13 protein-coding genes are annotated in these 12894 nt (G+C 72.1%); 6 read left to right on the forward strand and 7 right to left on the reverse strand.

Going from position 1 to position 12894, the window contains the following annotated elements; genetic code table 11:
• Positions 1 to 54: 54 nt before the first annotated feature.
• Entirely contained in the window at positions 55 to 1152 is a 1098-nt protein-coding gene (locus tag AQI94_RS35025) for a sensor histidine kinase (protein ID WP_031043608.1), read from the forward strand.
• Here the strand turns inward: AQI94_RS35025 and AQI94_RS35030 are convergent.
• Both AQI94_RS35030 and AQI94_RS35035 read right to left on the reverse strand, forming a co-directional pair.
• Complete coding sequence (locus tag AQI94_RS35030; RefSeq protein WP_031043611.1) at positions 1127 to 1642, reverse strand: NUDIX hydrolase; 516 nt, start codon at positions 1640 to 1642, stop codon at positions 1127 to 1129. The genes AQI94_RS35025 and AQI94_RS35030 overlap by 26 nt on opposite strands.
• 348 nt (positions 1643 to 1990) lie before the next feature.
• Entirely contained in the window at positions 1991 to 2884 is an 894-nt protein-coding gene (locus AQI94_RS35035; protein ID WP_031043614.1) for a DMT family transporter, read from the reverse strand.
• A 707-nt stretch (positions 2885 to 3591) separates the two neighbouring features.
• Here AQI94_RS35035 and AQI94_RS35040 point away from each other — a divergent pair.
• The 4 genes from AQI94_RS35040 (at position 3592) to AQI94_RS35055 (ending at position 7528) form a co-directional block, all read left to right on the forward strand.
• Positions 3592 to 4542: a hypothetical protein gene (locus AQI94_RS35040; protein WP_031050491.1), complete on the forward strand. Its 951-nt coding sequence runs from the start codon at positions 3592 to 3594 to the stop codon at positions 4540 to 4542.
• A gap of 29 nt (positions 4543 to 4571) precedes the next feature.
• Positions 4572 to 6104, forward strand: coding sequence for an APC family permease (locus AQI94_RS35045; protein WP_031050497.1), 1533 nt, complete (start codon positions 4572 to 4574; stop codon positions 6102 to 6104).
• A 91-nt stretch (positions 6105 to 6195) separates the two neighbouring features.
• Positions 6196 to 6924 carry a molybdopterin-dependent oxidoreductase gene (locus AQI94_RS35050; protein ID WP_031050500.1) on the forward strand — a complete coding sequence of 243 codons (729 nt, stop codon included), beginning with the start codon at positions 6196 to 6198 and terminating at the stop codon, positions 6922 to 6924.
• Complete coding sequence (locus AQI94_RS35055; protein ID WP_031050503.1) at positions 6908 to 7528, forward strand: cytochrome b/b6 domain-containing protein; 621 nt, start codon at positions 6908 to 6910, stop codon at positions 7526 to 7528. Before AQI94_RS35050 ends, AQI94_RS35055 begins: the two co-directional genes overlap by 17 nt.
• Before the next feature lie 24 nt (positions 7529 to 7552).
• On the opposite strand, the gene AQI94_RS35060 is transcribed toward AQI94_RS35055, so the two are convergent.
• The 3 genes from AQI94_RS35060 to AQI94_RS35070 all read right to left on the reverse strand — a co-directional run bounded on the left by AQI94_RS35060 (position 7553) and on the right by AQI94_RS35070 (position 10264).
• Positions 7553 to 8191, reverse strand: a complete 639-nt coding sequence (locus AQI94_RS35060; protein WP_031050508.1) for a YdcF family protein — start codon at positions 8189 to 8191, stop codon at positions 7553 to 7555.
• A gap of 123 nt (positions 8192 to 8314) precedes the next feature.
• A complete protein-coding gene (locus tag AQI94_RS35065) occupies positions 8315 to 9712 on the reverse strand; it encodes a GntP family permease (RefSeq protein WP_031050510.1) in 1398 nt (465 codons plus the stop codon).
• Positions 9713 to 9757: 45 nt separating this feature from the next.
• Positions 9758 to 10264, reverse strand: a complete 507-nt coding sequence (locus AQI94_RS35070) for a gluconokinase (protein ID WP_031050513.1) — start codon at positions 10262 to 10264, stop codon at positions 9758 to 9760.
• Between the two features lie 145 nt (positions 10265 to 10409).
• Between AQI94_RS35070 and AQI94_RS35075 the strand changes: the two genes are divergently transcribed.
• A complete protein-coding gene (locus AQI94_RS35075) occupies positions 10410 to 11111 on the forward strand; it encodes a FadR/GntR family transcriptional regulator (RefSeq protein WP_031050514.1) in 702 nt (233 codons plus the stop codon).
• A gap of 1 nt (position 11112) precedes the next feature.
• On the opposite strand, the gene AQI94_RS35080 is transcribed toward AQI94_RS35075, so the two are convergent.
• Both AQI94_RS35080 and AQI94_RS35085 read right to left on the reverse strand, forming a co-directional pair.
• The gene (locus AQI94_RS35080; RefSeq protein ID WP_031050516.1) at positions 11113 to 11505 is read right to left on the reverse strand and encodes a YchJ family protein; all 393 of its coding nucleotides are present in this window, start codon (positions 11503 to 11505) and stop codon (positions 11113 to 11115) included.
• The gene (locus AQI94_RS35085) at positions 11502 to 12878 is read right to left on the reverse strand and encodes a M1 family metallopeptidase (RefSeq protein WP_062230110.1); all 1377 of its coding nucleotides are present in this window, start codon (positions 12876 to 12878) and stop codon (positions 11502 to 11504) included. The genes AQI94_RS35080 and AQI94_RS35085 overlap by 4 nt, the downstream gene beginning before the upstream one ends.
• Between the last annotated feature and the right edge of the window lie 16 nt (positions 12879 to 12894).

Here is a 12894-nt window from a genome sequence, read left to right on the forward strand (position 1 = left end):
TGATCGTCCCCGTCACCGGGCAGGAGGGAGCGGACCGTGGATAGGCAGCCCGGGATGAGCGTCCGCCTCAAACTGACCCTCAGCTACGCCGGGTTCCTCATGGTCGCGGGTCTCCTGCTGCTCGCCGCGGTGTGGCTGTTCCTGCTGCGTTACGTCCCCAACCGCGCGATGCTCTACAACCCCGACGACCGGCCGACGGGCGGTGTCTTTCCGGTCCGGTCCGCCCTTCTGGAGGTCTTCGCCCCGAGGGCGGCCGCGGTGCTGGCGTTCCTGCTGGTGTTCGGCCTCGTGGGCGGGTGGATCCTCGCCGGCCGGATGCTCGCCCCGCTGACCCGCATCACGGAGGCCACCCGCTCGGCCACCCATGGATCACTCTCGCACCGGATCCTGCTGCCGGGTCACAAGGACGAGTTCCGCGAGCTCGCCGACGCCTTCGACGCGATGCTCGCCCGGCTGGAAGCACATGTGGCCGAGCAGCAGAGGTTCGCGGCCAACGCCTCGCACGAGCTGCGCACCCCGCTGGCCATCTCCAAGGCCCTGCTCGACGTGGCCCGCGCCGACCCGCACGCCGACACCGGTGAAGTCATGGCACGTCTGCACTCCGTCAACACCCGGGCGATCGACCTCACGGAGGCGCTGCTCCTGCTCAGTCGCGTCAATCAGCGGTCCTTCACCCCGGAACCCGTCGACCTGTCCCTCCTCGCGGAAGAGGCCACCGAGGAGCTTCTGCCCCTGGCGGAGAAGCACGGCGTCACCGTCGAGACCGGCGGGGTCGCCGACCCCACCACCGGGTCCCACGCGCTCCTGCTCCAGCTCACGACGAACCTCGTGCACAACGCGATCGTCCACAACCTGCCCGAGGGCGGCGCCGTGCGGGTCACGACCGGCGTCCGCCCCGGGGCGGTGCTGCTCACGGTCGAGAACACCGGCGACCGGCTCACCCCGGCGCTTGCCGCCACGCTCACCGAGCCGTTCCAGCGGGGCACCGAGCGGGTGCACACCGACCACGCGGGCGTGGGGCTCGGCCTGGCCATCGTGCAGACCATCACCCACGCCCACGACGGAACGCTCGCCCTGGACCCACGCCCTGAGGGCGGGCTGCGCATCACGGTGGCGTTCCCGGCGGTCAGCCCATCGACCGGTACGCCTTGAGCCGCTCGTAGGCCGCCAGCCCGTCCGGCACCCACTCCCAGTCCGGCAACCGCAGCTCCACCTCGTCCTCGGTCAGGAAGTCGTGCCAGGCGACCTCCTCGACCTGGGGACGGACGGGGAGCTCGCAGCGGACCTCGTACACCGCGGACCACCAGGTACGGCCGGCGCCGTCGTCGTAGAGGAACTTGAAGAGGTACTCCGGTCGGGGCAGCCCTGACACCCCCAGCTCCTCCTCGGCCTCGCGCAGGGCCGCGTCGTCGTAGGCCTCGCCCGCGCCGACCACTCCGCCGACGAACATGTCGTACAGCGACGGGAAGACCAGCTTGGTCGGCGTGCGGCGATGCACGAACAGCCGCCCCTCGGCGTCCCTGGCCTGGATGAAGACACAGCGGTGACGCAGGCCCTGCGCGTACGCCTCACCGCGCGGTACCTGCGCGACGACGTTGTCGTGCTCGTCGACGATGTCGAGGATCTCGTCAGCAGCGCTCATGCTTTCCATCCAAGCAGGGCGCGGGGCCCGGTAAGGGTGGGGGTTCCGGTACGAGTGTGTGTCTCAGCAGGGGTCCTCTTCAGGCGGGGAGCGGACCCGGGCCGGGTGTGCGTGCATGCGGGGCACATCACCGGGCCCGGGGTGCGCGTCCGCGCGGGGACACGTACCTGGGGATGAAGCCGGTAGCGGGCCTGGCGCGTGCCCGGCCCTCGAAGGCGCGCACCGCCCCGGGGCCCACCGCAGCGCATGCCCGGCCGGCGACCGCACCCATCCCGCGGCCCGCATCCAAGCCAAGGCCCATCCCCGTCCGGCACCGGACCCCCGCCCCGCCCCCGCAAGGGCCCCGCCTCAGCTCGGCTGGAGGTTGCGGGTAGGTTCCGAGCGGTCGGCTCCGCAGGGCATCGCGGGGTGCATTCCCAGCAGGACGATGCCTGTGACGACCGCCGCGAGTCCCACCGCCTCCCAGGTCAGCGCTGCCGTGTCGGTGCGCAGCCGGTCGCCAAGGAAGCCCACCCCGCACACGATCCCGGCGAGCGGCTGGGCCGCGGTCAGCGCGGGCAGCGACATCCGCAGTGGGGCGGTCTCGAACGCGCTCTGCACCAGGATGAGCCCGGTGACGCCGAGGGCCAGCACGGCGTACGGCTGCCAGCCGGTCAGCAGCTCGGCGAGGCCGCCCGCGGAGAAGCGCTGGCCGCTGACCCGGGTGAGGGCGTCCTGGACGCCGTAGAGCAGACCGGCCGCCAGGGCCAGCAGGACCGGCGCCGCGCTCAGTCGGGAGCGCTTGGCGTAGGTCGTGAGCAGCAGGGCGAGGCCGATCATGACGCCGATGATCAGCCAGTGGCGGAAGGGATCGGTGACCGCCGTACCACCGCGGGGTTCGCCCGCCACGATGAACGCCGTCACGCCGCCCGCCAGCAGCGCGAGCCCCGCCCAGCCCTGCCGGCCCAGCGGCTGCTTGGTCTGCCTGCGGGAGAGGGCGAGGGCGAACAGCAGGTTCGTGGCGAGCAGGGGTTCGACCAGGGAGACCTCGCCCTGACCGAGCGCGATCGCGCCCAGCACCATGCCGGCCACCATCAACCCGATGCCGCCGAGCCAGCGGGGCACCTTCACCAGGTCGAGGAGCAGCCGGGGGGAGAGGAAGTCGCTCAGCGGGGCCTGACGGGCCGCGTTCTGCTGGAGCACGAAGCCGAAGCCCAGGCAACAGGCAGCACTCACGGCGAGAGTCAGAACCAGAACCGACACGGTGCGTACCTCGATCGTCCGGCCGGGCGGCGGGGTGGTAGTCGCCGACTGTAGCGTCCCAGCGTCCGGCTTGCCCCTGGGAGTACCCGGATTCGGGCCGTCGACTCGGCCGCCGAACCCTTCTCGGCGGCGGGGTGTCCTGTCATGGTGCGGCGCGGGGAAGGGCGGCGCCATGGCGTACGCCACAGAAGCCGGGCCTTGACCCGGCCCCACCAGCACCGCGTCGCCACAACTTCCTCGCAGGTATGGAGAGTTGACGCGTGTAACGCGCCTTTGACCCTTGACGTAAACCATTGGCGGAGGGTTGGCTGTCCGTGATCAGCCGATGGCGGTGCGAATCGGCTCCCCGAGCTGCCCGCAACGCCTCTCGGCCTGCCCGCATCCGCACCCAGGCACCCCGTCCTGCCCTCACGTCCGTACCCACCCCGGCAGCCGCCCTGCCGTCCCGTCCCCGTCCGCCCCGGCACCCCGGCTCCCGGCTCGACCGCACCCGCCGTGGCGCCGCGGCTTCCACGCCGTCCCACCCGCCCCGCCACCCGTCCTGCCGTCCCTCCCCATCCGGCCCGGCACCCCGGCACCCCGGCACCCCGACTAGCGGCTCGACCGCACCCGCCGTGGCACCCCGCCTTCCATCCCGTCCCACCCGCCCCGGCACTCCCTTCCGCCCCACCGGCCACGCGCCATGTTCCGTGAGGAAAACCCACACGGTGTCCCCGCCCCCACCCCCCTTCGGCCGCAGTCGGAAACGCGCCTCCCAGGCCTTCGACGCGGCCCTCGACGACGCCGAACTCATCGACGCCCGCGCCGCGTTGGCGCAGGGCAGGTGGCAGGCGGCCCGGGCGCTGCTCACCCGGACGGGGGACGAGTGGGACCTGCGGGGCCACCGGGCCACGGTGCTCGCGGCCGAGCCGTACAGCGACGCCTGGGCCCGGGACTGGCTGGTGGCCGAGCCGGACTCCGCCGACGCGGCCGTACTGCTTGCCCTCGCGCTGGTCCAGCGCGTCCGGCGGGGCAAGGGCAAGCCCGCCGCCGCCCGCGAGGCCTGCCGTACCGCGGCCCGTCTCGCTCCGGCCGACCCCACCCCCTGGCTGGGCCTGCTCCTGCTGGAGCGCGACCTCGGGGCGGCCGACGAGGTGGCCGACGTCTTCGGGGAGATCCGCACGCGGCACGCCGACCACCACCACGCCCACCACCTGATGGTCGCCCGGCTCGCCGAGCGCCGCGCCGAGACGGGCCCCGACCCGCTGCACGAGGTCTACGACTTCGCCAACTGGGCCGCCGAGCAGGCCCCCGCCGACTCGCCGCTGGCGATCCTGCCGGTCATCGCGCACGCCGAGCGCTACCGAGCCCTGGCCGCCGCCGGGCACGAGCCGCCCGACCCCGCCGCCTCCGGCCACTGGACCGGACGCCGGGCCCGGCAGGTGATGAAGGCGGCCTTCGACTGGTGGCTGGAGTGGGAGCACGAGGGCCATCCGCGCCGCCTGGTCGACCTCAACTTCCTCGCCCACGCGAAGGTCTGCGAGGGCCGCGGCGCCGAGGCCGCCGCCCTCTTCCACCGCATCGGCGAACGCCCCACCCCGGCCCCCTGGTCCTATCCGGACCGCGAGCCGTACTCCGCCTTCCGTGCCGCCCGCGACCACGCGCTCGGCACGGTGTGACACCCCCGAACCCCAGAAGGACGGTCCCCATGGCCACCGAGAGTTCCAGCAAGAGCAGACCAGGCATCAGTACGTTCAAGGGGGAGGACCGCGCCCTGCGGGCCGGCCGCCTCGGCACCGGAGGCCTGCTGCTCTCCGTCCTCGCGGCGACCGCGCCCCTCATGGTCGTCGCGGGTGTCATGCCCACCACATTCGCGGTGATGGGGATCGTCGGCCAGCCCCTGCTCTTCGTCGCCCTCGGCGTCGTCCTCGTCCTGTTCAGCGTCGGCTACGCCGAGATGAGCCGGCACGTCCACAACGCGGGCGCCTTCTACGCCTACATCTCCCGCGGCCTCGGCGGCACCGCCGGGGCGAGCGCGGCCCTCGTCGCCCTGGTCGCCTACAACGCCCTCCAGGTCGGCATCTACGGCATCTTCGGCTTCGAGGTCTCCGGGCTGTTCGCCACCTACGCCGACCTGTCGGTGGCCTGGTGGATACCCGCGCTGGTGGCCGCGCTGGTCGTCGGCGCGCTGGGCTGGCTGAAGATCGACGTCAACGCGCGCGTGCTCGGCGTCCTGCTGATCATCGAGGTCGCCCTGGTCGTCATCTTCGACATCGCCGCCGTCTCCGACCCGGCCGCCCAGGGCCTGTCCCTGCACGCCTTCAACCCGGACACCCTCAGCGGCGCCGGCGTCGGCACCGCCCTGTGCTTCTGCATCGCCGCCTTCACCGGCTTCGAGCAGGCACCCGTCTACGCGGAGGAGACCAGCCGCCCCCATGTGCTCGTCCCGCGCGTGATGTTCCTCGCCGTCGGCGGCGTCGCCGTGTTCTTCGCGCTCAGCAGCTGGGCCCTGACCATCGCCACCGGACCCTCGGCCATCGTCGGCGAGGCCCAGAAGCAGAGCGCGGGACTGCTCTTCGGCCTCACCGAGGACCGCCTGGGCACCACCTTCACCGACGTGCTGCACTTCCTCTTCGTGACCGGCATGTTCGCGGCCCTGCTCAGCTTCCACAACGTCGTCGCCCGCTACGCCTTCGCCATGGGCCGCGAGGGCCTGCTGCCCGCCGCCTTCGGCCGCACCAACAGCGCGAGCGGCGCGCCCGGCACCGGCTCGCTCCTCCAGACGGCCGTGTCCGTCGTGGTCATCGCCGTCTTCGCGATCGCCGACGACAAGCCCACGGGTGACCCGACCGTGCCGGTCCTGCACCTGTTCACCTGGCTGGGCAACATCGGCTCCCTCGGCGTGATCGTGCTGATGGCGGCGGCCTCCGCGTCCGTCATCGTCTTCTTCGTCCGGCGCGGCGCGGCGGGCGCCCAGGCCTGGCGTCTGATCACCTCGGCCCTCGCCGGGATCGCCCTGCTGGTGATCGCCGTCTACACCGTGAAGGACTTCGACGTCCTGGTCGGCGCGGGCCCCGGCTCCTCGCTGAGCTGGCTACTGCCCGGCATCATCGGCCTCGCCGTGCTGGTGGGCCTGGCGCAGGGCCTGGTCATGCGGTCCCGCAAGCCCGAGGCGCACGCCCGGATCGGGCTCGGCAACGAGGCGTTCCAGCTGGAGAAGGCGGCCGAAGAGGCGTCGTGACTCTCTGAGAACCGTGAGAAGTGGTTACGGAAGTCTGACGAGCACCCGCGATACCTGGTCCCGCAGGCATCGCGGGTGTTCGAATGAGTACGTGAACTCCGAACAGCCCGAGGAGCAGCGCGGTACGCCGATCGGCCGCCGTGTCCTCCTCGGCACCCTCGGCCTGGGCGCCCTCGGCGTGGTCTCCGCGCCCACCCTGCAACGCGGTCTGGAGGCCTTCCTCGGCAGCGCCGCCGACAAGGACCCCACCGGTCTGACGGGCCTGCTCCCCAACGGCGGCGGCTTCCGCTACTACTCCGTGACGTCGTCGGTGCCGCACAAGAACGCCGGGAACTACCAGCTCAAGATCGACGGTCTGGTCTCCCGCCCGCGGACGTACACCCTGCCCGAGCTGCGGGCGCTGCCCCAGACCCGGCTGGTCAAGGACGTGCAGTGCGTGACGGGCTGGCGGGTCCCGGACACGCCGTTCGAAGGGGTACGGCTCTCCGCGCTGCTGGACGCCGCCGGGGTGACCGCGAAGGCGGGGGCCGTCCGCTTCACCTGCTTCGACGGGGCGTACTTTGAGAGCCTCACCCTCGACCAGGCCCGCCGCCCGGACGTCCTGGTGGCCCTTCGTATGCAGGACAAGGACATCGGCCACTCGCACGGCGGCCCGGTCCGCCTCTACGTGGCGCCGATGTACTTCTACAAGTCCGCCAAGTGGCTGTCCGGCATCACCGTCACCGAGGACGTGGAACCGGGCTACTGGGAGGACCGGGGCTACGACGTGGACGCCTGGGTGGGCCGATCGAACGGGCGGGACGATGAGCCTACGAACTGACACCCCCTCGCCGACCCGCGTCCGGCGTTTCGGCCGCGGCCAGAAGTGGGTCCACCGGGCCACCGCCGCCCTGATGGGCATCTGCGTCGCGACGGCGGCCTGTCTCTACGTCCCCCAGTTCGCCGAACTCGTCGGCCGCCGTGAGCTGGTGGTCCGCGTCCACGAGTGGGCGGGTCTGGCGCTGCCGGTACCGGTCCTGGTGGGCCTGGGCTCCCGCGCCTTCCGCGCCGACCTCGGCTTCCTGAACCGCTTCGGCCCGCACGACCGGGTCTGGCTGCGGGCCGCGCTGCACCGCGACAAACGCCGCTCCTCGCGGCCCGCGGGCAAGTTCAACGCGGGCCAGAAGGTCTACGCCTCCTGGATCGCCGGCGCGACCCTCGTCATGCTCGGCACCGGCCTGCTGATGTGGTTCACCCACCTCACCCCGATCCAGTGGCGCACCAGCGCGACCTTCGTCCACGACTGGCTGGCCCTGACCATCGGCATCGTCCTCGCGGGCCACATCGGCATGGCCCTCGGCGACCCGGAGGCCCGCCGCGGGCTGCGGACGGGCTCGGTGAGCCGGGAATGGGCGGACCGGGAGCACCCCCTGTGGCGGCCGTAGGGCGAGCTCACGCGACGGCCGCTGCTACGCCCCCGGCTGCCGCTCCCAGGGCCTCAGCGCCCGGAGGGTCCACAGCCCGTACAGGGCCAGCAGCGGTTTGAGGACGATCCATTCGCCGGGGCGGTAGTCGTCGGCGCGCACCAGCCGCTCCGCCAGGTCCGGGCGCTGCCGCCGCAGATAGGCGCGGGCCTTGAGGGCGTGCGCCGGCTGGGAGACGATCTTGATGCGGTCCACGTCCTCGATCAGGGGGATCACGTTGGTGATGTTCTCCCACGTCGTCGTGGACCGGTCCTCCAGGAGCACCGGGCCGTCGAAGCCGAGCGCCGACCTCGCGTAGTCGGCCATCAGGCGGGCCTCCGTGGGGCCGTCGCCCGTTGTGCCGCCACTGAAGATCACGCGGGTCCCGTGCCCACCGTCGGGGGTGGTGACGGACCGGATTCCGGCACGGACGCGCCACCGGTTGACCACGTTCACCGTCGCCCGGGAATTGCGGTAACCGAGCACCACCACGGCAGAGGAGGCGCCCGCGCCCTCGGTGTCCCCGCCCTCGGTGTCCCCGCTCTCGGCGTCCCCCACGAGTGCCCGGGACCAGCGCCGGTTCAGCCACTCTCCCCAGACCAGGGCCGCAGCCCCGGCCACCGCCAGTCCCGTCCTTCGCCGCATCCGGTGACTCTAGGGCACCTCGATGCCGGCTTCCCAGGGTCGGACCGGCGACGGCGACGGGCGAGGCCGGAAACCGCGCCTCGCCCGCCCGGGTGCCCTCGTGGCCGTACCCCTGGAAAACCCCTAGAGGACCAGCGACAGCAGCAGCACCAGACCGCCCGCCACCACGGAGATGATCGTCTCCATGACCGACCAGGTCTTGATGGTCTGGCCGACGTCCAGTCCGAAGTACTCCTTGACCAGCCAGAACCCGGCGTCGTTGACATGGCTGAAGAAGAGCGAACCGGCGCCGATGGCGAGGACGAGCAGGGCCGTGTGGGTGGTCGACATGTCGGCGGCGAGCGGGGCCACCAGGCCGGCCGCGGAGACCGTGGCCACCGTCGCCGAGCCGGTGGCCAGACGTATCGCCACGGCTATCAGCCAGGCCAGCAGCAGCGCCGGGATCGACCAGTCCTTGGAGATGTCCAGGACCATCTGACCCACACCGGAGTCGATCAGGGTCTGCTTGAAGCCGCCGCCCGCGCCCACGATCAGCAGGATGCCGGCGATCGGTGCGAGGCCCTTCTCGACGAGCGGGGTGAGACGGTCCTTGCCGAAGCCGGCCGGGCGCAGGAGCGTGAAGATGCCCACGAGGACCGAGGCCAGCAGGGCGATCAGCGGCGAGCCGACGACGTCGAAGACGCGCTGCACGGTGTGGTCGGGGTCGTCGATCACGATGTCGACCAGCGCCTTGGACAGCATCAGGACGACCGGGAGGAGGATCGTGGCGAGCGTGGGGCCGAAGGCGGGACGCCGGTCCAGTTCCTCCGAGGCGCGCTGCGGGACCATCCGGTCCGGGGCCGGGACGTCCACCCAGCGGGCCGCGAACCGGGAGAACACCGGCCCGGCGACGATCACCGTCGGGATGGCGACCAGCACGCCGAGCGCGAGGGTCACGCCGAGGTTGGCCTGCACCGCGTCGATGGCCACCAGGGGGCCGGGGTGCGGCGGGACCAGGCCGTGCATCACGGACAGACCCGCGAGGGCCGGGATGCCGATGCGCATCAGGGAGTAGTTGCCGCGCTTGGCGACCATCAGCACGACCGGGATCAGCAGCACGACGCCGACCTCGAAGAACAGCGGCAGCCCGATGACCGAGGCGATCAGGACCATCGCCCACGGCATCGAACGGCCGCCCGCCTTCGCGAGGATCGTGTCGACGATCTGGTCGGCCCCGCCCGAGTCGGCGAGCATCTTGCCGAGGATCGCGCCGAGGGCGATCAGCACGCCGACGCCGGCGACCGTGGTGCCGAGCCCGGTGGTGAAGCTGAGGATGGCCTTGTCGAGCGGCGCTCCGGCGACCGCGCCGAGCACGAGCGTGCCCAGGGTCAGCGACAGGAACGCGTGGAGCTTGAACTTGGTGATGAGCAGCACGATGACGGCGATGCCCACCAGGACGGCGATGCCCAGCTGAGCGTGACCGGCCGAGGTGATCGGCTCCGGTGCGTCCGCTGCCAGCATCTCGACGCTGAGTCTGGTCACGGGGGTTCCCTTGCAGGTACGGGGACTTCTACGGAAAGGGGGGTGTTACGGGAGTTCGGCGAGCGCCTTCGCGGCACGTTCGGTGATCTCCTGCGGACCGCCGGACACGTCCACGACGACTCCGGCCTCGTCCTCCTGGAGGGCCTGGAGCGTGGCGAACTGCGAGTCCAGCAGCGCGGTGGGCATGAAGTGCCCCTGCCGGTGCGACATCCGGTCCTCGATGAGGGAGCGGTCGCCCGCCAGGTGCACGAAGACGACCCCAGGCGCCTCGGCCCGCAGCCGGTCGCGGTACGACCGCTTCAGCGCCGAGCAGCTGACCACTCCGCCGACTCCCGCCCGCCCGTGCGCCCAGGAGCCGATGGCGTCCAGCCACGGCCACCGGTCGTCGTCGGTGAGCGGGGTACCGGCCGACATCTTGGCGATGTTGGCCTGCGGGTGGAAGTCGTCGCCCTCGGCGTACGGAACGCCCAGCCGGGCCGCGAGCAGGGGACCGATGGTGGTCTTGCCGGTGCCCGCGACGCCCATGACCACGACGACCTTCGGGGTGCTCATCGCTGCCTCACTGTCTGCTGTCCTCCTCGACGGGTGACGCCCTTGACGCCGACGCAACTGAAACCGATTAGGTAGGACTAATCAAGACCCTGTGACGAATAAGTCTGACTTTTTCTTGGTGTGACGCGCCCCGTACGCTGAGTGCATGAGCACATTGGGCCGGGGGCTGCACGGACGCGTACTGGACGCCCTCGGCCCCGCGATCACCGCGGGCGAGTACCCGCCGGGCAGCGTTCTGCGCACCGACGAACTCGCCCAGCGTTTCGACGTCTCACGTTCCGTGATGCGCGAGGCGGTCCGGGTCCTGGAGTCCATGCACCTGGTCGAGTCCCGCCGCCGCGTGGGTGTGACGGTCCGCCCCAAGGCCGAGTGGAACGTCTACGACCCCCAGGTCATCCGCTGGCGGCTGGCCGGCGCCGACCGCCCGCAGCAGCTGCGCTCACTGACCGTGCTGCGCTCGGCGATCGAGCCGGTGGCGGCGGGCCTCGCCGCCAAGCACGCGACCGCCGAGCAGTGCGCCGAACTCACCGAGTGCGCGCTCGGCATGGTCGCCCACTCCAAGGGCCACCGGCTGGAGGGCTACCTCCTCCACGACATCGCCTTCCACCGGGTGATCCTCAACGCCTCCGGCAACGAGATGTTCGCCCGCCTCGGTGACGTGGTCGCCGAGGTCCTCACCGGCCGCACCCGCCACGAGGTCATGTTCGAGGACCCCGACCCGGCCGCCGTCACCCTCCATGTCCGGCTCGCCGAGGCGATCCGCGCGGGCGACGCGGGCCACGCGGAGGAGCTGACCCGCGAGATCGCGGAGGGCGCCCTCCAGGAACTCGACATCCTCGCGCCGTAGTTCAGCCGAGGAACTCCCCGTCGACGTACACCCAGGCCCCGTCGACCCGCTCGAAACGACTGCGCTCGTGCAGGGAGCCGCCCTTGAACGAGGCGCGGAACGTCACCGTCCCGGAGCCGTGGAAGGCCGAACCGTCGGTCGTGTCCAGGATCTCCAGCCCGGTCCAGCGCATGCCCGGGTCCAGCTCCAGTGAGCCGGGCCGGGTCCGGGGGTGCCAGGTGCGCAGCAGGTAGTCCCGCTCCCGCCGCACGAAGGCGCTGTAGCGCGACCGCATGAGCGCTTCGGCGGTGGGTGCCGCCGACTTGCCCCGGTGGAAGCGGCCGCAGCACTGGTCGTACGGCTCCTGGAGACCGCAGGGACAGGAGGGCCGTTGCCGCGCGGCGCGTCGGGTCACGGCTGCACCGTGCCCGTGTTGGTCGGCGGGTGCGCCGGCCGCGCCGGAACCGGCCTCGGCAGCGGCGGCAGCGCCGCCCGGTGCGCCCACGCGTCGAGCAGCCCGGTCAGCGACTCGTCCGCGAACCGGTTGACGTGGGCGGTCAGCGTCGCGGTGGTCACCGCCCCGCCCCGGTGCAGCCCGGCCCAGCCGCGCAGCATCCGGAAGAACGCCTCGTCGCCCATCGCGCAGCGGATCGCGTGCACGGTCAGTCCGCCACGCTCGTAGAGCCGGTCGTCGAACATCGACTTGCGGCCCGGGTCGGCCAGCCGCAGGTCCTGGGGGAGCGAGGACAGCAACCGGTGTGCGGCGGCGGCCAGTTGCTGGGCCGTACGGCCCCCCGAGCGCTCCGACCACAGCCACTCGGCGTACTTGGCGAACCCCTCGTTGAGCCAGATGTGCCGCCAGTCCGCGATGGACACGCTGTTGCCGAACCACTGGTGCGCCAGCTCGTGCGCGATCAGCCGCTCCCAACCCCGGGCCCCGTCCACGTGGTTGGCGCCGAACAGCGACAACCCCTGGGCCTCCACGGGCACATCGAGCTCCTCCTCCGTGACGACGACGGCGTACTCGTCGAACGGATACGGCCCGAACAGCTCCTGGAACAGCTCCATCATCTGCGGCTGCCGCGCGAAGTCCCGTGAGAACTCCGGCAGCAGATGCGCCGGGATGTGCCCGTGCTGCGGCACCCCGCCCGGCCCCGGGTCGCCGAGCAGCACCGTCTGGTACTTGCCGATCGACAGCCCGACGAGATAGCTGGAGGTGGGCGCGGCCTGCTCGTACACCCAGGTCGTCGTGGACGCCTTGGTGGTACGGGTCAGCAGCCGCCCGCCCGCCACCACCGCGTAGGCGGACGGCGTGGTGATCGAGATCTGGTACGAGGCCTTGTCCGCGGGCCGGTCGTTGCACGGATACCAGGACGGCGCCCCGATGGGCTGGCTCGCCACCAGCGCCCCGTCCTCCAGCTCCTCCCAGCCGAGACCGCCCCAAGGGCTGTGCACCGGCCGGGGGTTGCCCGACCAGTGCACCTCGACCGTGAACGCCGCCCCGGGCCGCACCGGCTTCGCGGGACGGACCCTCAGCTTCCCGCCCCGGTGCGTGTAGTGCGCCGGCCGGCCGTCCACCCGCACCCGGCCGATCTTGAAGTCGGACAGGTTGAGCATGAACTCGGCGAGCGGGGAACGCCCCGCGATCGCGTTGATCCGGGCGCTTCCGGCCAGCCGGTTCGGGGCGGGGCGGTAGTCCAGCGCGAGCTCGTAGCGGTGCACCCGGTACCGGGCGTCACCGTGGTCCGGGAAGTACGGGTCCGAACCCGCCGCCTGCTGAACTGCCACTGCCGCTTCCGCTCCC

Origin of the sequence: Streptomyces pseudovenezuelae, from assembly GCF_001513955.1 — a bacterium.
GTDB classification, from domain to species: domain Bacteria; phylum Actinomycetota; class Actinomycetes; order Streptomycetales; family Streptomycetaceae; genus Streptomyces; species Streptomyces pseudovenezuelae.